This window comes from Streptococcus pasteurianus, from assembly GCF_004843545.1.
Classification (GTDB): Bacteria; Bacillota; Bacilli; order Lactobacillales; family Streptococcaceae; genus Streptococcus; species Streptococcus pasteurianus.
Genome location: NZ_CP039457.1, coordinates 1,719,910 through 1,746,257 on the forward strand (window position 1 = coordinate 1,719,910; position 26,348 = coordinate 1,746,257).

Sequence of the window (26,348 nt, forward strand, 5' to 3'; positions counted from 1 at the left end):
TTTCTGGGTACGAAAAAAGCAGTCAATCCTCAGACTAACTGCTTTGCGTGTATGGATATGAAATATAAACTGTGGTAAAAAAGTAATTACATTTTAGCTAGTTTTCTAACTGTATTTGCTGTTCTTATTGTCAGCTTTCCACTAATATTTGTACTTGCTGTCTTAGACCACCAATTTGTTTTTTGATAATCCTTTCGACTAAAAGACCAGAAAATAACATCTTTATAATTTCTTATCTTTTCTAATTCTTCTTTCGGTTCTCCAATTTCATTGAAAACATCAGAAAACGTGGCAGGGGGCATAATAAAAATCAAATTGTCATAAATTTCTTTATTTTCGTTGCCCCACCAATCAGGAGCATTTTGTAAAATATTTTCAAGTTCTTCTTTGGACATACAAAAGATAGGGATATCAAATCCAAAATATTCCTTTATCATGGTTTCAATTTGAATTGTTAATTTTCCTATATTTTCTTCATCACTCAAAAAAATCACATTGCCACTATTTAGGTATGTTTTAACTTCCTCGAAACCAAGTTCTTCAAAATTCTTTTTTAGTTCTGCCATTGAAATTTTATTTTTTCCGCTGATATTTATACCTCGAAGAAATGCAATATACCTTTTCATAACACCACTACCTTTACATGAATTTAATTTGTTTTCATTCCATATTATAACAGTTCCACATATCCGCTACAATGAAAATCTATTCACTAAGCCTATTTTTTCGTCTGTCCCTGCGGTGTATGGTTCTGTGGATTGCCTGCGTTTTGATTGCCTTTATTCTTCAACACAATATCCTCTGCCTTTACATACCAGTCCACATCTGCACCCGTATAGTTTTTTCCTGATACCGTATCGGCTACTGGATTGGCAAGTTTTACCTTTTATTCGTACTTAAAATACTTTTCGCCAGCTTTGATTGTCAATGGATAGGTCATTTTATATCCTGCTAGCGCGGATAATTCCTTTATAGACTGTGTCAGTCATTACCTCCAAATCGTCATTCATTATTTTTTCAACGATAGAGACACGCTCATTGGATTGCGCCCAGTATTGTTTACTTTCCGCATGAACAGATGTACTCGATAAGGTGGTAACGACAGTCGCTAGGGCAAGTACGCCCGCACACAATCGTTTCAATATTTTTTCATAAATCTAATGCTACTTTCATTTTGGGTAATAAAATAGAGATGGAACGTCATTTTAGGTATTCCATAGTCTATGAGTTATTCAATTTTTCCTGTTTCAATACTGATATGCTGTACCATATCTAGGAAAACTTTGCGTATCAAGGCTCATTCAATGGTAGTAAATAAGTAGTAAGTTGATGTATTTATTTCCTTGAAAATGCTGATAGATACTGTGTTTTAGCGGATAATCAGATTTTTATTATATTTTTAACTAAAAAACACCCGCTTTATGCTAATCAATACTTTGATTGCACAAGCGAGTGCTTTATGGTGGTATGTTAGTTATCGAAATCAAATCCTTCGATAGTTGCGAAATAATCTTCTGGTGTTTCTGCACGGCGGATTAAGCGAGCACCACCGTCTTCTTGGTAAAGGATTTCGGCTGAACGTAGGCGACCATTATACTGATAGCCCATTGAAAAACCATGCGCACCAGTATCATGAACCACAAGCGTATCACCAACACGCGCTTCTGGCAATTCACGCTGTTTTGCAAATTTATCATTGTTTTCACAAAGTGAGCCGACAACGTCAACCACTTCAAGTTTGCCATTAGGATTAGACACGTTAGTGATATGATGATAAGCATCATACATGGCAGGGCGCATCAGGTTAACTGCTGACGCATCGACTCCAATATAAGTTCGATAAGTTTGTTTACGATGACGAACTTTGGTTACAAGTAAACCATGCGGCGCCAACATAAAGCGACCAAGTTCGGTAAATATTTTGACATCACCAAGTCCAGCTGGAATCAACACCTCATCAAAGACACGATGAACGCCTTTACCAATCACAGCAATGTCATTTGGTTCTTGTTCGGGACGATAGTTGACCCCAACACCACCAGACAAATTGATAAAGCTGACAGCTACACCTGTTTTTTCTTTAACCTCAACTGCCAATTCAAATAATTGACGCGCCAATTCAGGATAGTAATCATTTGTGACTGTATTTGAAGCAAGAAATGAATGAATACCAAAGTTTTTGACGCCTTCTGCCTTCAAATCTTTGAACCCTTGAATCAATTGGGCTTTAGTCATCCCAAATTTAGATTCTTCGGGGTTATCCATAATATCTGTTCCAAGAGCAAAAACACCTCCTGGATTGTAACGAAGCGAAACGGTTTCAGGAAGCCCAGCCGCTTCTTTCAAGAAAGCAATATGCTCATAAGCATCAAGATTAATCGTTGCTCCGATTTCTTTAGCATATCTAAATTCACGCGCAGGAGTATCGTTCGATGAAAACATAATATCGGTAAAACCAAGCTTGTGACTCATCAATAATTCCACTTCTGTCGCACAATCTACACCACAATCTTCCTCTTGAAGAATCTTCAAAATCGCAGGTGTCGGTGTTGCCTTAACCGCAAAATACTCCTTGAACCCCTTATTCCAAGCAAAAGCTTTGTTTAAGGCGCGAGCTTTTTCACGAATACCCATTTCATCATAAAGATGAAATGGCGTTGGAAATGCATCAGTAATTTTTTGGAGCTCTTCAGCTGAAATAAAAGGTGTTTTCATATTTATCCCTCGAATTTTCAAAATATTAGGACTATTATAACACAAAGCGCCAAAATCACCAATGGAAATCCCCTAAAAATAAAAGAAGCCGATACAGATTGAACTGCACCAACTCCTTTTCATCATATTAATCGTCATTTCCAAAAATACGAAGCAAACTCAAGAACAAGTTAATAAAATCAAGGTAAAGACTTAAGGCCATTGAAATTGCCCAACCATCACCAACATTACCACCAGTGCTCTCATAAACACGTTTAATCATTTGATTATCATAAGCAATCAAACCAGAGAAAATCAAAACTGAAATGATACTAATGATATAACTCATTGTGCCTGAACCAATAAACATATTGACCAAACTAGCAATAATGATACCAATCAACCCTGCCATAAGTGCCTTAGCCATTCCAGACAAATCTTTTTTAACAAAAGTTCCGATAACAGCCATAACACCAAAGACTAAAGCTGATGAAACAAAGGCTTGAACAACCGTTGCTTGCGTATATGCCACAATAACAAAACTAAGCGTAAAGCCATTTAATGCCGAATAAAATAGAAACAACGGCAGAGCAGCAGGCGTATTTTTACGAGCAGCATTACTAGCTAAGAAAACCAAAGCAAGCTCTAAAAAGATAGCAACATAATAAACAAATGGATGGTAAACAATAATATTAATCATGTTATCAGTAAACACATATAGCATCAAAAACGATACCAAAGCTGATAACCCAATTCCAACTCCGACCAAACCGTAAATCTTGGCAAAGAAACGATTCAGTGCACTATCTGTCTGTGTGTAAATAACATCGTTATGATTCATGAAATCTCCTCTCTTACTATTAGAAAATCCTTCTAAACTCAATCCATTCTAGCGATGATTACTAGGTAAAATTTTACGACTGTAACGCTTTCTCTTATTAAAACGATTACGAAATGGGGTAATGGCTTCTTTGACAGCCCAATATTTATCCACCATTGTCACGATATAACCTTCTTTATAACGCGGTGGAGCAATTGTTGCTCCCCACATATGTTTCAAGATAATATCTTCCTCACGTTTATTTAGTGTAGTCAATTTTCTGGCATTACGCACAGCAATTCTCGGATGTACCCAAGCATGGCCTTTATTAAATTTCGTTTCTCGCCAATCGTAATAAAAGAAATCGTGTAAAAGTCCTCCTCGCGCCGTGGATTTTTCATCCCAACCAATTTTTTTGGCAATCTTGTAGCTCGTATAAGCCACATTAATAGAATGTTCCATACGCGTCGAATAGTGATGCTGTGGAATATTATCTAATTTTTGAAAACGAGGGTGTTGGATAAGATGACCAACAAGCTCCATAAACTCTTTATCTTTTTTATATGCTTCCATGCAGAATCACCTTCTTTCGCTCTAATTATAGCATATGACCTTAAATTAAACTGAAAATAAGTTCTCAAAAATTACTTTTCCTGCACCGCAATTTTCAAATTAAATCAACTGAAAAAGGACAATTCCTGTTGCCACAGCAACATTTAAACTTTCTGCTTGCCCAGGCATAATAATATGTGCCAAAATATCAGCTTGCTTTGTCATTGAATCTGAGATACCATTACCTTCATTTCCCATGACAAGCGCAAAATTTCCATTGTGCTCAACGGTCTTGTAAGACACAGACTCTTTGGAAAGTGTTGTGGCAATCAGCGGTACATCAAGATTTTGTAACTTCTGACAAGCCTCATACACATTAGTACGCCAAATCGGTAAATGAAAATGGCTACCCTGCATGGAACGTAGCGTTTTTTGATTGTAAATATCAGCTGATTTTTCTGAAATCAACACACCGTCCAAACCAGCGGCATCTGCTGTACGAATCATCGTTCCCACATTTCCTGGGTCTTGAACATCTTCCAGTACCAAATATCGCCCTACCTTTAAATTCTCTAAAGGCAGGCTTGGCATAGCAAGTTCAGCAATGATCCCCTGCGGTGTCTTAGAATCCGTTAATTCTTTTAAAATCTCAGGTGTTACATATGTTACCATTGAAAAATGGCTGACGCGGTCAGCATAGTCCTCAAGAACAAAAATATTTAAAAATTCTGCCCCTGCTTTTTCCGCTTCTTCAAAAAGATGCCAACCTTCAATTAAATAAGAATGGTCACGATACTTTTTTTTCAATAACTTTTTAGCCTTTTTAATGAGATTATTCGATTTTGAGGTTATAACTACTTGCATGCTTACATTATAACAAAAAATCTCCTAAATAGGAGATTTAGTGTAGTGTTTAATTTATTTCCAAAGGTTGTCCATAAACATCTTGATCGTCCTTTTTTAAAACAAAGAAAGCATATATCGCAGAAATGAATACAATACCTGCCACAATTAAGAAAGTTGGTTGATAGCCAATTTTATCATGTAATAATCCAAATGGCGTTGAAAAAATAATCTGTCCAACTTGTGCAGCAATTTGAAACCCTACCATATAAAGTGTCGTCGAAATACGCGTGTCAAAGTGTAGGGTAAAATAACGGAACATTGCAAGAATAAAAATTGCAGTTTCTGGAGCATGTAAAAGCTTAATGATTGATACACCAAGAGGATTAGTTACCAAACCACAGCCACCAATACGTAGAACCATAATAACCAATCCAATCAATAGACTTTTACGAACCCCTGTCTTTCTCATCATAATTGGAATAATTCCCATCATAATTGATTCTAAGAATACTTCTAAAGAGTTAAGAACACCATAAGCTTGTTGACCTGCTGTTTCTGTTCCAAAGAATGTAGTGAAAAATTCAGGAAACATTTGTTGATCAAAAACAGTATAGAAAGTCCAACTCATACTGATGAAAATAACAATTTTCCAAAGATCAGGCATCTTGAACACACTCAAAATTTCTAGTAGCGATGGTGAATTATTGACATCTTGGTTATCAGATTTACTTTCATATTTTGTAACGATAGCTGTGTCATTTTCTGGTTTAACAAAAAGCAAAACAAGTAATAATACAATTGAAAATACTGAACCAATCCAAAAAATCAAATAGGCATTTAGTGTAAACATGAAGCCTGCGATTAAAGCCGCAACAGCATAACCAAAAGATCCCCATGCGCGTGCTTGACCATATTCAAAACCAAAACGACGACTCATTCGTTCTGCTAAAGCTTCAAAAGTTGGTGAAGCAGCAAGAAAAGCTACTGAAAGGTAAATAGAACCAATTAAAGCACCGACAATAAAATTACTTTTTAATAGAGGAACATAAACCCAAGTAAAGAAAGGACCTAAAAATACTTCACAAGCAACACAAAAAATTAATAGATTTTTTTTGATTCCAAGCTTATCCTGTAGTGAACCATACACAAACATTAAAATCAATGTTATAGCTGAATTGAAAGAATAGATTGTTCCAACTTGTGTTCCTGAAAAGCCTTGCTTAGTTGTTAACCAAATTTGAAAAAATGACCACCAAATTCCCCAACCTGTAAAGAATAAAAGAATCATCAAGGAATTGCTCATATAAAACGGATTAGCAGTATACTTTTTTAAATTACTCATAATTTACCTCTCAAATCTTAGTAACTATTTGCATTTCTTTCCAATTGATAGATACGTGATTGATTATCACAGTCTGCTAACAGGCTTAGGTTAATTTTATCCTGCCAATACATCCTTTCTGTAAAAGTGACACTTCCTTGATTCATGAAAATTTCAACAGAGCTACTATCTACATAAATATGTAAAGACAAGCTATCAGATAATGACATATGAGCGACACGTTCACCATCAGTAGTTGTTCGATTTAAAATAATTCGATCACCATCACGATCAACGGATATTTTTAAACTATTACTACCATCAAAAAGACTTAAGAATTGACCAGAATTAATATGTTGAGCATCAATAATAATTTCACTGCTATCTTCTAAAGTATAAGGCACATCTTTTTCAAGTTTTCCATCAAATAATATCTTTTCGCGCAAAGTTTTTAATTCTTTAATTGGCAACTGACAAAGTCGACCATCACGAATAACCAATTCTCTTGGTAATGTTAAAGCTCCTGCCCAACCATCTTCTTTTTCATACATCGGAGAATCCCAGGCATTCATCCAAGCTATCATAACACGACGTCCATCTGGTGTCAGTAAAGTTTGAGTTGCATAGAAATCATGACCATTATCAATCTCGAAAAACTCCCCACGATGGAAGACACCATTGTTGTCATCTAATTGTCCAAGTAAATAGCCTGTCTGATTCAGGTTACGGTATTTATCACCATCTTCTTGGACTCCTTGTGGCGACATTAGTAAAACATCTTCTCCATTTAATCTGAAGAAATCTGGACATTCCCACATAAAACCTTCTCTATCACAATCGATAGCTTGTGATAATACTGAAATAAATTCCCAATCAATTAAATTTTTAGAACGATATAGCAACGCTCTACCTAATCCATTCTCCTCTTGACTTCCCAAAACCATATAGAAATTATCACTATCTTGCCAAACTTTTGGATCTCTAAAATGTTTGGTGTTACCGACAGGTGTTCTCAAAACAGGGTTACCTTCATATTTTGTAAAATGGATACCATCAGTACTGTAGGCAAGATTCTGATCTTCATAAAATTGTTCTTGATCTGTTGGATCAGTATAATGGTGACCAGTATAAATCAACCATAATTTTCCATCATACTCAATCGCACTACCTGAAAAGCAGCCATCTTCACTTTCTCCTGGTGTTAAAGCAACTGGTAGTGTTTCCCAATGAACCAAATCTTTACTTCTAGCATGTCCCCAATGCATTGGCCCCCACTCAGAGTCATATGGATAATATTGATAAAAGATATGGTAATACCCCTTAAAATATGATAAACCATTAGGATCATTAATCCATCCTGATTTGGCCATTAAATGATAGTTAAGGCGATAACGTTGGTTAGTAACAGTCATTTCATTCATAATTATCCTCTTTTTATATCAACCGGTTAACATATAATGTAATCGTTTTCCTCTAGAAGTTAGTTATATTATAACGCTTACATTTTCATATGTCAACCGGTTGATATATTTTTTTGCAAAAAAAATAAAAAAATCTTAGCCAGTAGCACCATTGACTTAACCCAAATACTAACTTATTATTTTAGGAATAATGTGACATTTTATATACTTGTAAAAACAAGCAAAAAACTCTACATTCTCATATAAATAGAATGTAGAGTCTGTTGTAAAAAATATTAATTACTTCTGCTTATATTTAACAAGTTTTACCTTCAATCAGTTTCACCGGTAATGTATATGAAGTAGTTTCGTCACCTTTACCATTAATCCGATTATCTAAAATGGTTACTGCTAGTTCAGCCATCTCATTGATAGGCTGCTGAATAGTCGAAAGATGGGGGAGTAATAAGCGTACCATATCTGCACCATCATATCCAATAATTTTTAAATCATTTGGAACATTACGGTCAAATTCTTGTGCTAAAGATAACAAAATAGCTGCATCAGTATCATTAGATGCAAAAATACCATCAACTTCCGGATGTTCTACAAAAATGTGACGTAGACACTCCCTTTTTTCTTCCTGACTAATATTAAAGTCAAGATGATAAGTTATTGGTGTCAATCCATGTTCTATCATGGTATCTTCATAACCAATACGACGCTTCTGAGCTGGTGTCTGTAATTCTATAGGACCATTAGTATGTACGATATACTGACAGTCAGCAGAAATTAGTTTTTCTGTAGCTATCCTCCCACCTTGGTAATTATCCGAAGAAATAACAGGAATATCCTCATTCATAATTCTATCAATAGAAACAATTGGTAAGTTTCTGTTTTGATACTCACTTAACCCCTGGTTATGCGCCCCAACAATTAAACCATCAACCTGATGACTCAGTAATTGATTCAAATAATCTTCTTCTTTATCTGGATCATTTTGTGAATTACCAATTAAAACTTTATATCCTTTTTTGTACAAAAGAAGTTCCATTTCAGCTTCTAGTTGCGCAAAGAATGGGTTATTAATAGTAGGGAAGATAAGTCCGACTAAGTTAGTCTTTTGTGTATAGAATTGTCGTGCAATAATATTTGGCTGATAGCCTATTTCTTTCATTGCATCATTAACTTTTTGAATTGTTTCTTTACTTAAGTATCCCCTATTATTTAAAACTCTGGAAACAGTTGTTTTGGAAACACCCGCCAAAGCAGCTACATCTTCAAGTCTTGGACGTTTTTCGGACATATATTCCTCACTAATTTTTGAGTTAACAACTACCAATTCCAGTAATCATTAATCAGTAATCTTACTTAACTATTCTTTTTTTAACTTTATGACTATTATAACATAAGCAGTCATAAACTGCTTATGTTATAATAAAACTAGATAAAGTTAACAAGTATTTATAAGGAGGAAAGTGAGATGAAAAAAGTACGCTTAATTGTCTCAGGGCGTGTTCAAGGTGTTGGATTCCGTTATTCGACTTATGCCCTAGCCCTTGAACTCGGGGATATTTATGGTCGCGTTTGGAATAATGACGATGGCACCGTAGAAATTCTCGCTCAATCCGAGGACTCAGCTAAAATAGCTAAATTCATCCAAGAAATTCGCAAAGGTCCTTCACAATGGTCAAAGGTTACCTATGTTGATGTTAAAATTGCTAATTTCGAAGATTTCACTGATTTTCGCATTGTCAACTAATACACTAAAAAATAAGACTACAGATGTATTGAGAAATTGCCCAAAAAACAGTAAAATAGTAGGGTATTATAATAAAAGGAAATAATCTATTGAAAAAGAAACTAAATCGTGTCCTCTTTTCAGGACTCAGCTTATCGTTATTGTTCTTACTAACTGGTTGTGTCAGTCGTGATTCAAATGGTAATCCTACTGGTACTATCTGGTACATTCTTGGTGAACCAATGGCAAAACTTATCCAATATTTTGCTAATAATGTTGGACTTGGCTTTGGTTTAGCTATTATCTTAGTAACTATCATTGTTCGTTGTATTATTCTACCGCTCGGACTTTACCAATCTTGGAAAGCAAGCTATCAATCTGAAAAGATGGCTTATCTTAAACCAATCTTTGAACCAATCAACGAGCGTATGCGTAATGCAACAACACAAGAAGAAAAATTAGCTGCCCAAACAGAATTGATGGCTGCCCAAAAAGAAAATGGCATCAATATGCTTGGTGGTATGGGATGTCTCCCACTTCTCGTCCAAATGCCATTCTTCTCAGCAATGTATTTTGCTGCGCAATACACACAAGGTGTCTCTGAAAGTACTTTCTTAGGAATAGACCTTGGCACACGCAGTATCCCTCTAACAGCCGTTATCGCCGTCTTGTACCTCTTCCAATCATGGTTGTCTATGCAAGGTGTTGCTGAAGAACAACGTGCTGCGATGAAAGGTACGATGTACGCTATGCCACTTATGATGGTATTCTTCGGTATGAGCATGCCAGCAAGTGTTCTCCTTTATTGGTTAGTCGGTGGTTTCTTCTCAATCATCCAACAATTGATTACTATGCTCATCATCAAACCAAAACTTCGTCAGAAAATTGCTGCTGAATTTGAAAAAAATCCACCAAAAACTTACAAATCAAAAGTTCGTAAAGACGTAACACCAGCTGCTAACAATGCACAACTTAGCAACAAACCTAAGAAAAGCAACCGCAACGCTGGTAAACAACGTAAACGTAAATAATAAAACTAAAACCAAAAGGAACAGGAAGTTTAGCACTTCCTGTTCCTTTTTAATTTTTAACTTCAAGAAAAAGTCTTTTTCGATACTTCCCTTAGGTTCCTCGCTTTTTTATTTCTAGATAAGATCTCTAACAATCTCCCAGATTGTTTAAGCGGCACAAAGTATCATTTTCTTGCTCGCTTCACTCGCAAATAATCCTGAAAACAAACAGAGACAATAATTATTTATAACTTATCTCAGTTAAAAATAGGTTTATCTACATTCTAAAAGCCCTTTGTGGGGCTCTGACTTTATTAAGCTGTTTTTTCAACACTAACGATTTTAACGTCGTAGCTTCCTGCAGGTGATTCGATAGTAACAATATCACCTGTTTTTTTACCAATTAAAGCTTGCGCAATTGGGCTTTCGTTAGAAATACGTCCTGAGAAGATATCAGCACCAGCTGCACCGACGATATGGTAAACGTCTTTATCAGTTGTACCAACTTCTTCAACAGTAACAGTTTTACCAATCGCTACTTCATCTTTGGCAACAGCATCGCTGTCAATGATTTCAGCATAGCGAATTTTAGTTTCTAAAATTTGGATTTGTCCTTCAACAAAAGCTTGTTCGTCTTTAGCAGCATCGTATTCTGAGTTTTCAGAAAGGTCACCATATGAACGTGCAATTTTAATACGTTCGACAACTTCTGGACGACGAACTAATTTTAATTCTTCTAATTCTTGTTCGAGTTGTTCTTTTTCAGCGAGGGTCATTGGATAAGTTTTTTCTGCCATTTTCTATCTCTTTTCTAAAATTTATTTGGATAATCTACAAATACAAACATGATGTGAAGCACACCATGTTTGTCAGTATTTATTATTCATCTAATTGACTATTAACATATTTTTCAACATTTGCTTCATGCTCTTCATAGGTTTCTGAGTAATAAACAGCTCCTGTATTCACATCGGCTACAAAATAGTAGTAATCCGTTGAAGCGGGATTAATAGTCGCCTCAATAGCTGACAAGCTTGGACTATCAACTGGACCAGGCATCAAACCAGTATTGGTATAAACATTATACGGTGAATCAATGGATGTGTCAATACTTGCATCCGCTGATAATGTCGTTTCTTCACCAAGTTTGCCCATAGCATACAAAATAGCAATATTACTTTGAAGAGCCATGTTAGCATTTAAACGGTTGTAAAAGACACTTGCAATATTGCGACGGTCATCATCTGTTGAACCTTCTTTTTCAACCAATGAGGCTAGCGTAAGCACTTCATTGACAGTCATACCTTTTTCAGAAATCGTATCATAGTAACTAGACATATACGAATCCATTGTTGAAATCATTTGCTCAACCAAATCTTCCATGGTTGTATCTTCATAGTAGCTATAAGTAGCTGGGAAAAGGTAACCTTCTAATTGATACGTCGCCTCATCTGCACTTGGTAAATTCGCTAATAATTTCGGATATTTTTCAACCATTTTTGAAATGAAAGATCCATCTTGAACAACCGACAAAAAGTCATCTGCTGTGAAAGATGTTGATGAATCATCATCCGCTGTATTTTTTGTAACAGCTTCTGAAATTTGTTTAATGGTATAGCCTTCTGGCACCAGAATTTTTCCTAGAGAAGGTTCTTCTGGCTCTGCGGTCCCACCTTGTTTAAGAAGTTTACAGATTTCCTCTAAATCCATACTAGCTTGTAAGTTATAATAGCCACTTTGGAAATTACTATAATTTTTGAATTTTGTATAGTAATTAAAGACAGTTGCGCTCTTGATAACACCAGATTTTTCTAGAATTTGTCCGATGTATTTGTTTCCTGAACCTTCTGGAATTTCAACGGTAACGTACTCTGTTGATGTGCTATCAAGTGCTCCGACAGCGCTATCAACATATCGATAAACAAAAAAACCAGTTGCCAATAAAGCAATAATAATAGCTGTTATCAAGAACAAGGCAATACGTCGTGCCAAACTATCGGTTTTTTGGCGTTTTCTTTTGCGTTTTGTTCCCACGTTTTTCTCCAAGTCTATATTAGTCTCTGCTGAGCTATCCGTAATGCTTTCTGCAGCCTGAACGTTTTCATCGGCTTGAATATTAGAATCAGCAACTTGAGAATCATCACTTGTAATTTCTTCAGGAATATCTGGAATACCAGCAAAACCAACACCATCTGTTGCTCGGACAAGATAACTTTCCTGTTCGTTTTCAGCACTCCCCTCTGAAACTGAACTGTTGGGATTAAAAGTTTGATTAATAGTTTTCAAAACATCATTAATCTCTTTGTCATCTATCGTCGTTTCAATCTGGTTTTCAGCAATAGCTGTTTGAGCTTTTTCTTCAAGGCGGTGCTTTTCTTCATGAATTTCCGCCTCTTGGCGCTCTTTTCGTTCCTCAGCTTCGTATTCTGCCATTAATTCTGCGGTCTTACGTGCAAATTCCTCTGCTTCTCTTTCTTTCTGCTGAAGTTCTAAATCTTGTTGCTTACGCAAACGTCTGGCTTCCTCTAACTCAGCTAAAATTTGCTCCTTGAAACTTTTTTCTTTTTGAGTTTTTGGCTTATCGTCGTTAAATTCGGTCAAAGCTTATCCTCCTAATCTTAATCAATCGCCATTATAACCTAAAAATAGCGCAAAATCAACTGACGGGGGTGGTTTGTTATCTATTCTTAATAATGTCATCACTCAATCATTGGTGATTCCCAGACCATGTTATACCAACTAGAACCACCATGGGTAGATTCTGATTCACCTTCATCGCTAAAACCATTTCTTTCATAGTAAGAAATTAAATTCTCATGACAAGTAAGTGTAATCCCTATACGTTTTTGAGCAATTGCTAAATCTTTCATTGTCGCCAGTAAAGCCATTCCAATACCTTGTCCTTTGAAATCAGGAGCCACTGAAAGGCTTGTGATTGCAATAAATCCTCCGTCAACTGGATTTGAAACAACCTGATGGAATAAATCATCTGTTAAATAGCGTTGAAAAATGGCAGGTCCTTCAACATAGCCACAAATCTTTCCGTCAATCTCAGCTACTAAAAAAGTATCTGGAATAGTCAGAATGCGTTCCTTCATATCTTTTAGGCTTGCTGCTTCTTCTGCAGAGAAATTCTTGCGTTCAATATCTATAATATCTTGTAAATCCTCAAGACATACATTCCTTATCATCATAGAATCATCCTCAAAAGAAAAAGAGCTCTTTGCTCCTTTTCACCACATTTTTTATTGCGTATTATTAGCCAAATTTGCTAACAATTCTTCAAAAGCACGTTCATACATTTGGATATCACCAGCCCCCATAAAAACATAAATGGCACTATCATGGTCAAGTAGTGGTGATACATTTTCAAGACTAATCACCTTAGCTGATTTTTGGATTTTACTAGCTAAATCTTCAACTTTAACATCACCGTGGTCAACTTCACGTGCTGAACCATAGATTGGTGCCAAGTAAACAGAATCTGCTTGATTCAAAGCATTCGTAAATTCATCCAAAAGGGCAATTGTACGTGTGAAGGTGTGTGGTTGGAAAATCGCTACAATTTCCTTGCTTGGATATTTTTGGCGAGCAGCATCAAGTGTCGCAATGATTTCAGTTGGATGGTGTGCAAAATCATCGATAATAGTCGTGTTATTAATTACTTTTTCAGTGAAACGACGTTTAACCCCTGCAAATGTCTTCATATGCTCTGCTACCAATTCCATATCAATACCAGCGATATAAAGATTGGCAACAACGGCAGTCGCATTCAAAATATTGTGGAGACCAAACGCTGGAAGATGGAATGAACCAAGTTCTTCATCACCGTGTCTCACTTTGAAAACAGAACCGTTTGTTGTGCGAACAATATCATAGGCAACAAAGTCATCTGTATCTTTGAATCCATAGTAGTAAATGTCAGCATCTGACGTGATTTTACGAAGATAAGCATCATCACCATACAAGAACAAAGCTTTTTGAACTTGTTTTGCATAGTCATTAAATGCATCAAAAACATCATCGATGCTCTTGAAATAATCAGGGTGGTCAAAGTCAATATTTGTAATAATAGAATATTCTGGGTGATAAGGCATGAAATGGCGTTGATATTCATCAGACTCAAAAACAAAATAGTTGCTGTTAGCTGACCCACGACCAGTACCATCACCAATCAAATAAGAGGTATCTGTAATATTTTTTAATACATGTGACAACAAACCTGTAGTTGATGTTTTTCCGTGTGCACCTGCAACACCAAAACTTGTGAATTGGCGCATGAAATCACCTAGGAATTCGTGATATCGTTTGAATTTAAAGCCATTATTAACGGCATAGGCAATTTCAACATTATTATCTTCACGGAAAGCATTACCGGCAATTAATTCAACGTCTGATGTGATATTGTCTTCAGAAAATGGCAAGATTTTAATGCCTGCTTGTTCTAAACCACGTTGTGTAAAGTAATATTTACTAACATCACTCCCTTGAACCTTATGTCCCATTTGGTGCAACATTAAGGCAAGGGCACTCATACCAGATCCTTTAATTCCGATAAAATGATAGGTTTTAGACATTTTTTCTCCTCTATTTAATAACTGCTAGGCAGTTTAATTAGCGTCATCAAAGCGTGTCAAATTTAACTCTTGAGCAACCTTATGCTCCCTTTGGCTTTGTTGAGCTTCCTTATTGTAAATTTGGCTACGTTTCAAGAAATCATAGTTGTTTTTCTTTGGTTTTGGTACAGAAGAATTATCTGGCTCTTTATACGTTACGGGAATTTCTGCCAAGATATAGTCTTCTTGATGCATTTTTTCTGTTAAATGACTAAGTTTATTAGTCGGTTTAGCAGGAGTTTTAGGTAAAGTAGCCTTTAGTTGTTGTTGAAAAGTTGCTTTTGACGGCATCTTTTTAACGTCGTTAGATAAGTAAGCTTGACGCTTTTTCTTAATATCTCGTCTCGCTTCATCGCGCGCTAATTCCGCATAAGATTTACCTTCGCTAACTGTTTTTATGCGCTCTGCATCATTTTTTATATTTCCAACAAAGTTATCGTCTCTAGTGACGTTGTCGTAGTCCTTTTCATGATAAGTTCCATGAATATTGGTAATTAAATCTTCATTTTCGTATAAAGCCATTGCTTTTGATGGATTACTTACTGGCTCACCATCAGCAACTAAGGGAAAGCGTCTTACAGTTTTACTCACAGCATCACTTCCTTTCTCAACACACTATGCCAATTACTTATCATCACTCACTAAGAAGTCAAGGCAAATAGTCACTATCATGACCTACGTCCTAGTAACTCAAAGATTCCATCTCAAAATAAAGTTAGAAACCAAAATTAGCTCAAATCAAACCCCAACTTTGTAGCATTTTTATTATAAACTAATTCAGGTATTTTTTCAAAGTTTTCACAAAAGAAAGTCAGTCTTTCATAGCTGAAAAACTGACGTTAAGATTATTAATCGACACCTAAAATTTCTTTAATGTCTTCAATGGTCATACTAGCACGAGTTTCATTACCATCAAGTACCGTTGTTACAAGATTTTTCTTGCTTTCTTGCATTTCTAGAATTTTTTCTTCAATGGTTCCGCGTGTAATTAAGCGATAAACTTCGACGTTTGCTTTTTGACCAATACGATGAGCACGGCTAATGGCTTGCATTTCAACAGCTGGATTCCACCAAAGGTCAATCAAGATAACCGTATCGGCACCAGTCAAGTTAAGTCCTACACCACCTGCTTTCAAAGAAATTAAGAAGGTATCTTTTGAGCCATTATTAAAAGCTCGTGTCATTTCTTGACGGGCATTCGCTGGTGTTGACCCTGTAATCTTGTAGGAAGTTAAACCAAGCTCTTCCATTTCTTTTTCTGCAATATCAAGCATCCCTCTAAATTGTGAAAAGATAAGAGCACGGTGTCCATTTTCTTTAACTTGTATCAAGAGAGTGCGAAGACTATCTAGTTTGCCACTTTCACCATTGTAATCCATAAAGAGACTTGGTGTGTCACAAATTTGCCGCAAACGCGTAATACCTGATAAAATCTCAATCTTACGACGATTAATATCGGCATCAGATGCTCCTGCAATCGTTTCTTGCATTTGTCGAAGCTGTGCTAAATAAATCGCTTTTTGCTTATGATCAAGCTCATTAGGATAATTAATTTCAATCAAATCTGGTAATTCTGGAAGAACTTCTTCTTTACGGCGACGCATGATAAATGGCTTAATAAAACGTGCCACTTGCTTAGCTTCCATTTTGAGGAAACGTTTTTTATCTGGCAATAATCCTGGTAAAACAATTTGGAAAATTGACCAGATTTCCAATAATTTATTTTCAATCGGTGTTCCAGAAAGAGCAAAACAATTTTTAACCTTAAATTGGCGCAAATAATGAGCAATCTTCGTTTGTGTATTTTTCATCACTTGCGCTTCATCCAAAATCAAATAATCAAAATTCAATTGACTATATTCGTCAAAATCTTGACGGAAAGAGGAATAACTAGTAATCACAACCTGATGATTTTGCGAAATAATATCATCACGCACTGCTTTTAAACCGTAAGCCACAACGACATCAATTTCTGGTGCAAAGCGGGTAAATTCATCCTGCCAATTGTAAATCAAACTTGACGGCGATAAAATCAAAATGCGTGTTTCTGGCGTTAATTTAGAGGTTAGAAAAGCAATTGTTTGTAAGGTTTTACCGAGTCCCATATCATCAGCTAAAATACCACCAAATCCGTAATGGTCAAGCATAGATAACCAACGAACACCAGTCGTCTGATAATCTCGCAACTGCGTGTTTAATTCCGGAATCGTAACCTCAAAATTTTCTGGGTGTCTCAAATCGTGTGCCAATTGTTCAACTTCTTTTGAAAATGTCACACGATCATTGTCTTGGAATAAATCTGAAATTTGGAACGCTGAAATGGCTTCTAATTGTAAATGCCCATTTTTCAGCTGCTTAGCTCGTAATTTTTGCAAAGCATTGCTGACACGTTGTGTTTCCTCATCAAAAACAACTAATTTACCAGCATCATTCACAAAATAGGGTTGATTTTTAAAGAGTGCTTCTAAGGCAGCATCAATATCGTTTTCAAAAATAGTTGAAAAATCAAAAGAAATATCCAACAAACCACCATTTGTTTGAACAGAAACTTGTGGGCGCTCAAACTGACGCATTTCCTCAAGATCATCAGACAGGATTACCTTACCTAAACGTTCCAATTGTTCCAAAGTATTGGTAAAAAAGTCGTATAAATCTTCATTCGCCAAAGGTGCATGGTAAGATGAAAACGAGGCAGCAAAGCCATTTGCTTCTAAAGTCCTAAACACACGTTCTTCATGCTTAAAATGACTAGCAAATGGTAAGTCTTCGAGTTCACGTTTACTACTGACCTTAACCGTACCATAATCAAAAGTCACCTTTAAAGCAATCTCTTGGTATTCATTTAACATTAAATGGAAAGAAGGTACAAAGTCATGAATTTCAAAACTTTTCGGAGCTTCAACCACTCCAAGCTCTTTAAAATCAAGCAAACTAGCAGCTAATTTTGCTTGGTCATCCAAATCAAAGAACAAATGCTTCGCTAAATCAGACTCAATCGGCAGACTACGAACAGCGGCTAAGATTTTTTGTTGTTTCAAATTCAAACCGTAAATCATACCATTTGTAAATAAGAAAGTATTGTCAAAAAGTGGCTGAAATGTTTTTTCTGTAATAATTAGTTCAATTGATTGACGGTGAACCATGACTTTAAATGACAACAGCCCTTCTGAGGCATCTAATGGTCTAAAAACCAGTTGCCCATAATTTTGATGATTGTGTTCAAATGAGAAATCATAAAGCGCGTTTAACAATGAAATGCCTTCCTCAAATGTCCCACTTGTCAACGCAAGATTTCGACCGTGATTTGGCAAAATATACTCCAAATCAACACGGTCACTATCTGGCAAGACACGCCATAAAAATTGAATTAAGTCTTTACTAGCCTCATCAAATTGAATCAAAGACAAAGGTTCAAAATAATTTTTCCCAATTTGATAATAGCCTTCGCTTTTAATAATCGCTAAAAAGGCTTTAATGTCTCGGACAACATAAGCACGGTCATCAGGCAAACGATTAATTTTTAACGTCCACCAATAATCTGATGAATAGGGGCTCTGATTACCATAAGCTGCTAAACGGTATTTTGTTGTGTCGTCATCGTTGATAACCAAGCCGTCCAGAAAGACACTACCAAATGAGGTTACTTTTTTCGTTTCTTGCTGAATTTCTTGATGTGAACTAAGCTCATCTGACAACTCTTTGCCTTCTGTATTATTCTTTAGGAAGTACTCTAAAGCCGCCAAATGCTCACAATATTTTTTCTTGGCAAACAGATCACAATCACATCTCACTTGTTCATCTTCTAAAGCATACTGAAGATGATGTACACCAACTTTCGCTTGAATTACTTCTTCTTGTTTACTAACAATATCAACCAAACCTTGTTCGTAAAGTTCTATTCCCTGATTGCGAATTCGACCTGGAATCATTCTACCCACTCTTAGCCACCACCTTTTTCCTTATCCTTTTATTATATCAAATTCAGCCCTCTTTAGCTTGAAAAAATAATCCTTTTAATTTTATTTTTAGCGATATTTTCCAAATGCAGCAAAAAAAGCACCACAAACGGTGCTTTTAAATCTTATTTACGTTTGCGGGCAATCAAATTGATTGGTGTGCCTTCAAAGCCGAAAGCTGCACGGATTTGATTTTCCAAGAAACGCATATATGAGAAGTGCATGAGTTCTTCTTCGTTAACAAAGATAACAAACGTTGGTGGTTTAACAGAAACTTGTGTGCCGTAGAAGATTTTCAAACGTTTCCCTTTATCTGTTGGTGTTGGGTTGATAGCAATAGCATCCATGATAACATCATTAAGCACAGCTGACGGAATACGTTTGTTTTGGCTTGCGCTAATTTTCTTAATCATATCAGGTAATTTGTTCAAGCGTTGTTTTGTCGCCGCTGAAACAAAGACAATTGGTGCATATGACAAGAATTGGAATTGATCACGAATATCTTCTTCCCATTTTACAACTGTATGGTTGTCCTTTTCAATTGTATCCCATTTGTTAACAACGATAATGATTCCTTTACCAGCTTCGTGAGCAAATCCTGCAATACGTTTATCGTACTCACGAATTCCTTCTTCGGCATTGATAACCATAAGAACGATGTCTGAACGATCAATGGCACGCATTGAACGCATTACTGAATATTTTTCAGTATTTTCATAAACCTTACCAGATTTACGCATACCTGCGGTGTCAATCATTGTGTATTCTTGACCGTCGCTGTCCGTAAAGTTTGTGTCGATAGCATCACGTGTTGTCCCTGCAATTGGGCTTGCAATCACACGTTCTTCACCAAGAATCGCATTAATCAAACTTGATTTACCAACGTTTGGACGACCAATCAAACTGAATTTGATAATATCTGGATTTTCGTCCTCTTCCTCAACAGGCAGATTTTCAACGATAGCATCCAAGACATCCCCTGTACCAATACCGTGAACAGATGATACTGGATATGGGTCCCCAAGACCAAGTGAGTAAAAGTCATAAATATCACTACGCATTTCAGGGTTGTCAACTTTATTGACCACTAAAATCACTGGTTTATTAGTACGATACAAGATTTTTGAAACATATTCATCAGCATCTGTAACGCCTTCTTTTCCTGAAACCACAAACACGATAACATCTGCTTCAGTCATCGCAATGTCAGCTTGGTGTTTGATTTGTTCCATAAATGGTGCATCAACGTCATCAATACCACCAGTATCAATCAATGAAAACTTGCGGTTAAGCCATTCACCCGTTGTGTAAATGCGGTCACGTGTAACACCTTCGACATCTTCCACAATTGAAATGCGCTCACCGGCAATACGGTTAAACAAAGTCGATTTTCCAACATTTGGACGCCCGACAATAGCAACTGTAGGTAAAGCCATAATTCTTCTAGTACCAGCTTCGTTAAAACAGTCTAAACTATTTTAAGTGGATTTTTTTCCACACGAAAGACATTTTGATTTCTCAAGAATCCCTTTGTCGAATTTATTCCTTTCAAATTCTTTTATCTATTTTATCACTTTTAATGATTTACGATTAGCGACGATTATCACCTTGTAAATGAATTTCACGAGCCAAATAACGAATACGTTCCATGACACGCTTGGCTTGCCATGTTTCATCACCTGAACGTGATGCCGCAAAATGTTCTTCAAGTCCTTTAACATCAAGATTTGATGTAAAGAATGTCAAGAGATTTTCTTGCATGCGGTATTGTAAAATAACCTGCAAAACATCATCACGAATCCATGGGCTTTGTTGCTCTGCCCCAATATCATCAAGAACTAAAATTTCAGATTGTTTGATTTGGTCAATTTGCTCTTTCACCGTTCCTGTATTGATAGCATTTTTAATATCAACACAGAAAGTCGGAAAATGAAGCAAGGTCGTTGACTTGCCGTACTTGGCAGATAAACGATTTGCTAGATAAGCCATCAAATAAGACTTCCCAACACCAAAATTTCCAAAAACGTAAAGCCCTTTTTGAGTTCCAGTCTCAAGATTTTTTTGGTAATCGTTCAAATAATTGTAAATTTCAATACGATTTGGGTCTCCTAAATCAAGATCATCTGTTGAAATGTGTTTGAGACTAGCTGGCAAACCAATCAAAGTCACACGATTTTTAATATCTTGACGTTTTTTAGCCTCGACTAACTCGCGTGTTTCCAAATAAATGACATCTGCATAGCCCTCATTCATGCTAAGAGCAGGCTTGTAACCTTTAGCAATATAGGATTTATCCTGATTTTGAAATTTTTCACGCTCCACCATGAATTGATTAAACTTAGGTAAGCTACGGTTAATTTGCTTCTGAGTCAAGCCATTTGACGTGATAAAATCAGCAATTTCCTTATCTGCTAAAATAACTTGGGTCAATTCATTAAGGTCTGTGTGACTTTGGCGAAGCTGTTTAGCCAAGGTTTGTCCGATTTTTTCCATCATTCGCTCCTTAATCTTCTAACATGCTACGTTTGAGTTCTTCCAATTTTGCCTTTTCTTCAGCAGTAGCAACGTGCTTGTATTCTTTTGCTGTCCATTCAGGGACATTGCTTTTAGCAACCTTTGCTTGTGTTTTACGGTCTTTATTGCGTTGGGTAAAGCTACGCATTTTCAAAACAGCAGCTTCAGCAGTCGTAATATTTTGATAGGCAAAATCATTTGCTACCTTCATAATGTAAGGTTTATTGAGATTAGCTGACTGTGTTTTACTTAAAGTATAAAGCACCATAACGTTAATTACTTCATCTAAAAAGCTCATGTTGGCTAATTCTTCCAATAATTTTCGCTCACTCTCGGTAACTACTGCACGACGTGGTGCTTTGATTTTCTCCAAAAATTCTCTTGCATTAGCTTGCTTAGCTTCACGAATAATCACTTGTTCCTTGGCATCAAATTGCTCTTTGCTTTGATCTTGTGATGTCGTATTTTTTTGTTGTTCCAACTGAACAGTCATTCGTTGTGGTGAAATTTTACCATTAATAGCCGTGCTTTTTGCCAAATGATAGGTATCAAACCAATTCATTGTGTATTGGTCAGCAAGGCTGTAAATCGAAACAACATCTGCTTTTTCATCTTTAAATTGCAGGCCATCACGCAACATCAAACGCTCAAAGCTATCCAAATCAAAATGATTTTTTGACACATTTGCTTTTGGCTTTGGTGTCCCCTCTGCTGAAAAAATATCCGAGAATTTTTTGGAAATATCTCTAGCCTCTTGCGGAATTTTAATATCCAATTCCGCCACTGCAACATCTCCAATTTCCTGCTCTAACAAACGACGATAGATAGGATTGCTAAGAAAAGTTTCACGATTCAAAGCTGGCTGTAATTTTAAAACATAAGCATCACGTGTTTGGTACAAAACAAGCAAATCAACAGCAGTCAAAATTGCAAAAGCTTCTTCCGCCTGATGCATGCTTAATTGCAAATGATTGAGAATCTCACTAAATTTATGACGTTTAACACCATTATCAAAAAATGCCAATAAATAATCGTAAAGCAAAACCGCGTGATTTCCAATCACTGGGTGATACAACTGGCTAAGACTATCAGAATCTAATAAAACCTTATTATTTTTGATATAAGAAAACTCATCAATCGGTCTCATTTAAATTACTTCTTTTCTTCTTACTATGAACTCGTTTGGTAATTTGTTGTAGAAGTTCTTCAATCTCATCAACGTCCTTAAACGATTTGTAAACAGAGGCAAAACGCACATAAGTGATCTCATCAAGTTCAGCTAATTCATCCATGACAAGGTTACCAATGGCTGTACTCGGAACCTCACCCTCGTACTCACTACGAACTTTTTGCTCGATACGTGAGACAACTTGTTCAATATCATCGCTTGATACTGGACGTTTTTGAGCACTTTGGAAAATACCATTTAAAATCTTTTCACGAGAAAATTGTTCACGCGTTCCATCTTTTTTTATGACTAGTAAGGGCAATTCTTCAACACGTTCAAAAGTCGTGAAACGTGTATGACAATTTTCACATTCGCGACGACGTCTAATGGTATTTCCGTCCTCAGCTTGGCGACTATCAATAACACTTGATTTATTATAATTACATTTTGGACAACGCATGCAAACACCCCATTTTACCAATTAATTTAATACTTTATTCTAACATAAAATCAATCATTAGGAAAGTAATACCAGTTTGACCATATCAGCCAAAACTTTTCCCATTTTTTAAACCTTGTCCCTTTTCTAATAAAAAATTGACCGTTCAATTATGCTTTATTAGAAAAACGAACAGACCGAGAGAAAAACTCAGTCTGTTTTATCTTGTTTTGCCTTAATTATCGGAATAACCAATGTAAACTCCGTGCCTTCATCAACAACACTATTAACGCTAACATTGATCTCATAAGCATTAACAATCTGCTTAAGAATAGCTAAACCAATCCCAAGACCTCCTTGTGTCGAAACACAATTACGTGATTTATCTGTTCGATAAAAACGTTCAAAAATATATTTTAGGTCTTCCTGAGAAATACCTTCTCCTTCATCCTGAACTTTGATAATAGCATCATCTCCTTGGACGTCCAAAGTCACATGTATTATTTTACTTCCAGAAGAATATTTTACGCCATTATCAATTAAAATCAAAATTGCCTGTTCGAAATGATTTTTGTAAATTTCTGCAAAGACACATTCTTCCACACTTGTTGAAAATTGAAAATTAAAATCTGGGTGCAAAATACGGAAATTTCCCAAAACAAATTCAATTGATTTTTTCAAATCTGTTTTTTCACCTTTGTGTAAATCAAAACTTCCCTGAACACGAACCATATCTAGCATTTCATTAACCATAATGGACATTCGATCCGTTTCATGATAAGCAGCATCTAAACTTTCTTCAAGAATATGTTGGTCTTCTTTCCCCCAACGTTTCAGTAAACCAAGATGTCCTTTAATAACTGCAATCGGTGTTCGTAATTCATGACTAACATCACTAACAAAACGCGCTTGTCTTTTAGTATACCCTTCAATTTGGTCTAGCATTTTATCAAAGTTAGCAGAAATTTCTTCAATTTCATCTCCAGAATGAATAGCACTACGGACAGTCAAATCACCAGGGGTTTCGGCAATATTACTAACAACTCCTTGAAATTCTTCCAACGGACGTAAAAAGCGTTTTGTCGAAGAGAAAAGAACATGTGAAATTAACCCCATCTCAGCCAACTCTGTAATCAAAAGGATTGCTACAAGACAATATCGCATCCGATAGTAGGAGCTAAAGTGTTGAAAAAGCGTCACATAGCCAATAACTTCTTTTGTGTTTTTGGAGTAAACTTTCGCCGTTGAATAGTAACCTGTAAAAGCAGGTGCACGGTAGATTTTTATCTTGCCAACTGTACCTGTTTTAAAATTTGCAACTGACTTATCAGTCGTTAAAACTAATTGCTTATCCTTGTTAAAAATGGCGACATCTTGATTATCAGAAGTCAAATCATCAATACCACCACTTTTATCTAGGATATATTGGGTACCATCTTCCTCAACAAGTGACCTCGTAGCATTATATTCATCCAACAGCTCCAAAAGATTATCAACTGTCAGTGCACTTTCTTGAGACAAAAAATCTCTCACTACTTCGGCACCTTGCTCAACATCGTAACGTTCTCGTGCTAAAAAGATTTGGGTAGTCCCAAAGTAAACGATTAGATTAAAAATAGTTAACACAAGGAGAATCCGAAGCAAAGAGAAAATCGATATTTTTCTAGATAAAGACTTTTCTTCCCATTTTATCATTATTTTTCTCGAATAATGTAGCCCATTCCACGAACTGTTTGAATGTAAGATTCTTTACCTGGAATATCGACTTTTCCGCGAAGGTAACGAATGTAAACATCAACAACATTTGTCTCAATATCAGTATCATATCTCCAAACATTGGCTAACAGTTCTTCACGTGTCATTACACGATTAACATTCGACAAAAGAACACTTAACAAATCGTACTCACGTTTTGTAAGCGAAATTTCATCATCACCTCGAACCGCTGAACGATTTTGAGGATTTAAGCGTAGACCAAGCAATCCTTCTTTTCCTTGATTACCCTGTTCTCGTTTAAATTCAACATCTTGCCGACGAAAAACGGCACGAACACGAGCCAAGAGTTCTTCAATTGCAAATGGTTTGACAATATAGTCGTCTGCACCACGATCAAGCCCAGCAACAATATCCATAATAGAGTCGCGAGCTGTCATCATAATAATAGAAGTTTCTTTTTCCAATCGAAGACGACGCGTAATTTCAAATCCATCCATATCTGGAAGCATTAAATCAAGCAAAATCAAGTCAAAATCATCATCAAGAGCTGTTTGAAGCCCTAAACGCCCGTTTGTTTCTACAACTACTGAATAACCTTCATGTTGTAATTCCAAAGACACAAAGCGTGCAAGATTTTTTTCATCTTCAATAATTAAAATCTTTTTACTCATTGTCACCAACCTTTTATTATTTTATTATTCTAAAAATTATAAAATCTCTATTTTGCTAAAGTATACACTCTTATACAGAGCGCCTCCTTTGTTTATTGATTAAAAAAATATTATAGCATTATTGCTGATTTGTTATAATATCATCAAAGCAAATATTAAAGATAAGTATACTATAACACTTTAAAAGTATATCAAAGTGTTAACAATAATTCAAGAATACTTTATTTTTTTAATAAAAATATTATCAATCTTCAAACAATCCATTTAAAGCAGAAAACGGACTATTTTCTTTTTTCTTCTTATTCTGCAGGGCATTATATTGTTCTTCTGTCAAAACTGACCAGCTATTTCCTGATGGCATTGTGTCAGAATTTTGTTCTTCTTCGCTTAAAACTTGCATTGGAATCGTTAATAAAATATTATCAATAGCACTCTCTTCTAAATCAATATAATCTTCTTCAAGTACTAAGACAAGATTTTCTCTAACAAGATCTTCTTTTGCATGAATATCCGCTGCGTCAATAAAAATTTCTGAGACTTCTTCAACTTGATGTACATCTACAGGCAACATTGAGCGACTTGATGGTAACGTAATCGTATAATCAAGTGTATAATTTAACAGATATAAGCCATCATCGTAGGAAATAGTTCCTTGTACAAAAATCTCTTTAACATCTAGCACATCTTTAGTACGTTCTATTAATTTTTCTTTAATTTCTAAAACAGAATTAAAACTAATTCCATCTGAATTCTTTTTTATTTCCGAAATTGAAAACATCATTATTACCTCTTTTAAAATTTCTTTACTATTATACCAACTTTTTACAGTATTGTCTGTACATATTACTACCAATAATAAAGCTTATTGAATAACGTAGCAACAA

Annotated in this window: 24 protein-coding genes; 2 read left to right on the plus strand and 22 right to left on the minus strand. The window is 35.8% G+C overall.

From position 1 onward, the window contains the following. Positions 1 to 86 precede the first annotated feature (86 nt). The 9 genes from E8M05_RS09010 to E8M05_RS09055 form a co-directional block, all read right to left on the minus strand. On the minus strand, positions 87 to 626 hold the full coding sequence (locus E8M05_RS09010; RefSeq protein WP_003066148.1) for a DUF1697 domain-containing protein: 540 nt from the start codon (positions 624 to 626) through the stop codon (positions 87 to 89). A 315-nt stretch (positions 627 to 941) separates the two neighbouring features. After that, positions 942 to 1,142: a hypothetical protein gene (locus E8M05_RS09020; RefSeq protein WP_003066150.1), complete on the minus strand. Its 201-nt coding sequence runs from the start codon at positions 1,140 to 1,142 to the stop codon at positions 942 to 944. 328 nt (positions 1,143 to 1,470) lie between these two features. Next, on the minus strand, positions 1,471 to 2,715 hold the full coding sequence (locus tag E8M05_RS09025; protein ID WP_003066153.1) for a diaminopimelate decarboxylase: 1,245 nt from the start codon (positions 2,713 to 2,715) through the stop codon (positions 1,471 to 1,473). Between the two features lie 127 nt (positions 2,716 to 2,842). After that, a complete protein-coding gene (locus E8M05_RS09030; protein ID WP_003066158.1) occupies positions 2,843 to 3,535 on the minus strand; it encodes a Bax inhibitor-1/YccA family protein in 693 nt (230 codons plus the stop codon). Positions 3,536 to 3,583: 48 nt separating this feature from the next. After that, positions 3,584 to 4,087 (minus strand): HDIG domain-containing metalloprotein, encoded by a 504-nt coding sequence (locus E8M05_RS09035; protein WP_003066160.1) that lies wholly within the window; start codon positions 4,085 to 4,087, stop codon positions 3,584 to 3,586. A 99-nt stretch (positions 4,088 to 4,186) separates the two neighbouring features. Beyond that, a complete protein-coding gene (locus E8M05_RS09040) occupies positions 4,187 to 4,930 on the minus strand; it encodes a TrmH family RNA methyltransferase (RefSeq protein ID WP_003066162.1) in 744 nt (247 codons plus the stop codon). A 49-nt stretch (positions 4,931 to 4,979) separates the two neighbouring features. Beyond that, positions 4,980 to 6,254, minus strand: coding sequence for an oligosaccharide MFS transporter (locus tag E8M05_RS09045; protein ID WP_003066164.1), 1,275 nt, complete (start codon positions 6,252 to 6,254; stop codon positions 4,980 to 4,982). Positions 6,255 to 6,271: 17 nt separating this feature from the next. After that, the gene (locus E8M05_RS09050; protein WP_003066166.1) at positions 6,272 to 7,654 is read right to left on the minus strand and encodes a glycoside hydrolase family 32 protein; all 1,383 of its coding nucleotides are present in this window, start codon (positions 7,652 to 7,654) and stop codon (positions 6,272 to 6,274) included. A 295-nt stretch (positions 7,655 to 7,949) separates the two neighbouring features. Then, positions 7,950 to 8,939 carry a LacI family DNA-binding transcriptional regulator gene (locus E8M05_RS09055; protein WP_003066167.1) on the minus strand — a complete coding sequence of 330 codons (990 nt, stop codon included), beginning with the start codon at positions 8,937 to 8,939 and terminating at the stop codon, positions 7,950 to 7,952. Between the two features lie 177 nt (positions 8,940 to 9,116). On the opposite strand from E8M05_RS09055, the gene E8M05_RS09060 reads away from it, so the two are divergent. Both E8M05_RS09060 and yidC read left to right on the plus strand, forming a co-directional pair. Further along, on the plus strand, positions 9,117 to 9,395 hold the full coding sequence (locus E8M05_RS09060; protein ID WP_003066168.1) for an acylphosphatase: 279 nt from the start codon (positions 9,117 to 9,119) through the stop codon (positions 9,393 to 9,395). An 89-nt stretch (positions 9,396 to 9,484) separates the two neighbouring features. Further along, positions 9,485 to 10,405, plus strand: a complete 921-nt coding sequence (gene yidC / locus E8M05_RS09065; RefSeq protein WP_003066169.1) for a membrane protein insertase YidC — start codon at positions 9,485 to 9,487, stop codon at positions 10,403 to 10,405. Between the two features lie 293 nt (positions 10,406 to 10,698). On the opposite strand, the gene greA is transcribed toward yidC, so the two are convergent. The 13 genes from greA to E8M05_RS09130 all read right to left on the minus strand — a co-directional run bounded on the left by greA (position 10,699) and on the right by E8M05_RS09130 (position 26,245). Further along, positions 10,699 to 11,181 (minus strand): transcription elongation factor GreA, encoded by a 483-nt coding sequence (gene greA, locus E8M05_RS09070; protein WP_003066170.1) that lies wholly within the window; start codon positions 11,179 to 11,181, stop codon positions 10,699 to 10,701. 82 nt (positions 11,182 to 11,263) lie between these two features. Then, on the minus strand, positions 11,264 to 12,985 hold the full coding sequence (gene mltG / locus E8M05_RS09075; RefSeq protein ID WP_003066171.1) for an endolytic transglycosylase MltG: 1,722 nt from the start codon (positions 12,983 to 12,985) through the stop codon (positions 11,264 to 11,266). A gap of 98 nt (positions 12,986 to 13,083) precedes the next feature. Next, positions 13,084 to 13,578 carry a GNAT family N-acetyltransferase gene (locus tag E8M05_RS09080; protein WP_003066172.1) on the minus strand — a complete coding sequence of 165 codons (495 nt, stop codon included), beginning with the start codon at positions 13,576 to 13,578 and terminating at the stop codon, positions 13,084 to 13,086. A 51-nt stretch (positions 13,579 to 13,629) separates the two neighbouring features. Next, the gene (gene murC, locus E8M05_RS09085) at positions 13,630 to 14,961 is read right to left on the minus strand and encodes a UDP-N-acetylmuramate--L-alanine ligase (RefSeq protein ID WP_003066173.1); all 1,332 of its coding nucleotides are present in this window, start codon (positions 14,959 to 14,961) and stop codon (positions 13,630 to 13,632) included. 33 nt (positions 14,962 to 14,994) lie between these two features. Continuing rightward, on the minus strand, positions 14,995 to 15,591 hold the full coding sequence (locus E8M05_RS09090) for a divisome accessory protein ZapJ (RefSeq protein WP_003066174.1): 597 nt from the start codon (positions 15,589 to 15,591) through the stop codon (positions 14,995 to 14,997). A 257-nt stretch (positions 15,592 to 15,848) separates the two neighbouring features. Then, positions 15,849 to 18,938, minus strand: a complete 3,090-nt coding sequence (locus E8M05_RS09095) for a pilus expression-regulating Snf2 family helicase (RefSeq protein WP_041973349.1) — start codon at positions 18,936 to 18,938, stop codon at positions 15,849 to 15,851. A 143-nt stretch (positions 18,939 to 19,081) separates the two neighbouring features. Next, entirely contained in the window at positions 19,082 to 20,392 is a 1,311-nt protein-coding gene (der, locus tag E8M05_RS09100) for a ribosome biogenesis GTPase Der (protein ID WP_003066176.1), read from the minus strand. 154 nt (positions 20,393 to 20,546) lie between these two features. After that, positions 20,547 to 21,449 carry a primosomal protein DnaI gene (dnaI, locus tag E8M05_RS09105; RefSeq protein WP_013852182.1) on the minus strand — a complete coding sequence of 301 codons (903 nt, stop codon included), beginning with the start codon at positions 21,447 to 21,449 and terminating at the stop codon, positions 20,547 to 20,549. Positions 21,450 to 21,459: 10 nt separating this feature from the next. Continuing rightward, complete coding sequence (locus E8M05_RS09110) at positions 21,460 to 22,617, minus strand: DnaD domain-containing protein (RefSeq protein ID WP_003066180.1); 1,158 nt, start codon at positions 22,615 to 22,617, stop codon at positions 21,460 to 21,462. Next, the gene (gene nrdR / locus E8M05_RS09115) at positions 22,604 to 23,098 is read right to left on the minus strand and encodes a transcriptional regulator NrdR (RefSeq protein ID WP_003066183.1); all 495 of its coding nucleotides are present in this window, start codon (positions 23,096 to 23,098) and stop codon (positions 22,604 to 22,606) included. The genes E8M05_RS09110 and nrdR overlap by 14 nt, the downstream gene beginning before the upstream one ends. A gap of 189 nt (positions 23,099 to 23,287) precedes the next feature. Next, the gene (locus E8M05_RS09120) at positions 23,288 to 24,703 is read right to left on the minus strand and encodes a HAMP domain-containing sensor histidine kinase (RefSeq protein ID WP_231557397.1); all 1,416 of its coding nucleotides are present in this window, start codon (positions 24,701 to 24,703) and stop codon (positions 23,288 to 23,290) included. Between the two features lie 68 nt (positions 24,704 to 24,771). Next, complete coding sequence (locus E8M05_RS09125; RefSeq protein ID WP_003066186.1) at positions 24,772 to 25,464, minus strand: response regulator transcription factor; 693 nt, start codon at positions 25,462 to 25,464, stop codon at positions 24,772 to 24,774. 244 nt (positions 25,465 to 25,708) lie between these two features. Next, positions 25,709 to 26,245 carry a YceD family protein gene (locus E8M05_RS09130; protein WP_013852190.1) on the minus strand — a complete coding sequence of 179 codons (537 nt, stop codon included), beginning with the start codon at positions 26,243 to 26,245 and terminating at the stop codon, positions 25,709 to 25,711. Positions 26,246 to 26,348 lie beyond the last annotated feature (103 nt).

What these genes read in the sequence shown, in the direction of transcription:
- E8M05_RS09010 (WP_003066148.1), bottom strand. Translation starts at nt 626, where the DNA reads ATGAAAAGGTATATTGCATTTCTTCGAGGTATAAATATCAGCGGAAAA.
- E8M05_RS09025 (WP_003066153.1), bottom strand. Translation starts at nt 2,715, where the DNA reads ATGAAAACACCTTTTATTTCAGCTGAAGAGCTCCAAAAAATTACTGAT.
- E8M05_RS09030 (WP_003066158.1), bottom strand. Translation starts at nt 3,535, where the DNA reads ATGAATCATAACGATGTTATTTACACACAGACAGATAGTGCACTGAAT.
- E8M05_RS09035 (WP_003066160.1), bottom strand. Translation starts at nt 4,087, where the DNA reads ATGGAAGCATATAAAAAAGATAAAGAGTTTATGGAGCTTGTTGGTCAT.
- E8M05_RS09040 (WP_003066162.1), bottom strand. Translation starts at nt 4,930, where the DNA reads ATGCAAGTAGTTATAACCTCAAAATCGAATAATCTCATTAAAAAGGCT.
- E8M05_RS09045 (WP_003066164.1), bottom strand. Translation starts at nt 6,254, where the DNA reads ATGAGTAATTTAAAAAAGTATACTGCTAATCCGTTTTATATGAGCAAT.
- E8M05_RS09050 (WP_003066166.1), bottom strand. Translation starts at nt 7,654, where the DNA reads ATGAATGAAATGACTGTTACTAACCAACGTTATCGCCTTAACTATCAT.
- E8M05_RS09055 (WP_003066167.1), bottom strand. Translation starts at nt 8,939, where the DNA reads ATGTCCGAAAAACGTCCAAGACTTGAAGATGTAGCTGCTTTGGCGGGT.
- E8M05_RS09060 (WP_003066168.1), top strand. Translation starts at nt 9,117, where the DNA reads ATGAAAAAAGTACGCTTAATTGTCTCAGGGCGTGTTCAAGGTGTTGGA.
- greA (WP_003066170.1), bottom strand. Translation starts at nt 11,181, where the DNA reads ATGGCAGAAAAAACTTATCCAATGACCCTCGCTGAAAAAGAACAACTC.
- E8M05_RS09080 (WP_003066172.1), bottom strand. Translation starts at nt 13,578, where the DNA reads ATGATGATAAGGAATGTATGTCTTGAGGATTTACAAGATATTATAGAT.
- murC (WP_003066173.1), bottom strand. Translation starts at nt 14,961, where the DNA reads ATGTCTAAAACCTATCATTTTATCGGAATTAAAGGATCTGGTATGAGT.
- der (WP_003066176.1), bottom strand. Translation starts at nt 20,392, where the DNA reads ATGGCTTTACCTACAGTTGCTATTGTCGGGCGTCCAAATGTTGGAAAA.
- dnaI (WP_013852182.1), bottom strand. Translation starts at nt 21,449, where the DNA reads ATGGAAAAAATCGGACAAACCTTGGCTAAACAGCTTCGCCAAAGTCAC.
- E8M05_RS09110 (WP_003066180.1), bottom strand. Translation starts at nt 22,617, where the DNA reads ATGAGACCGATTGATGAGTTTTCTTATATCAAAAATAATAAGGTTTTA.
- nrdR (WP_003066183.1), bottom strand. Translation starts at nt 23,098, where the DNA reads ATGCGTTGTCCAAAATGTAATTATAATAAATCAAGTGTTATTGATAGT.
- E8M05_RS09125 (WP_003066186.1), bottom strand. Translation starts at nt 25,464, where the DNA reads ATGAGTAAAAAGATTTTAATTATTGAAGATGAAAAAAATCTTGCACGC.
- E8M05_RS09130 (WP_013852190.1), bottom strand. Translation starts at nt 26,245, where the DNA reads ATGATGTTTTCAATTTCGGAAATAAAAAAGAATTCAGATGGAATTAGT.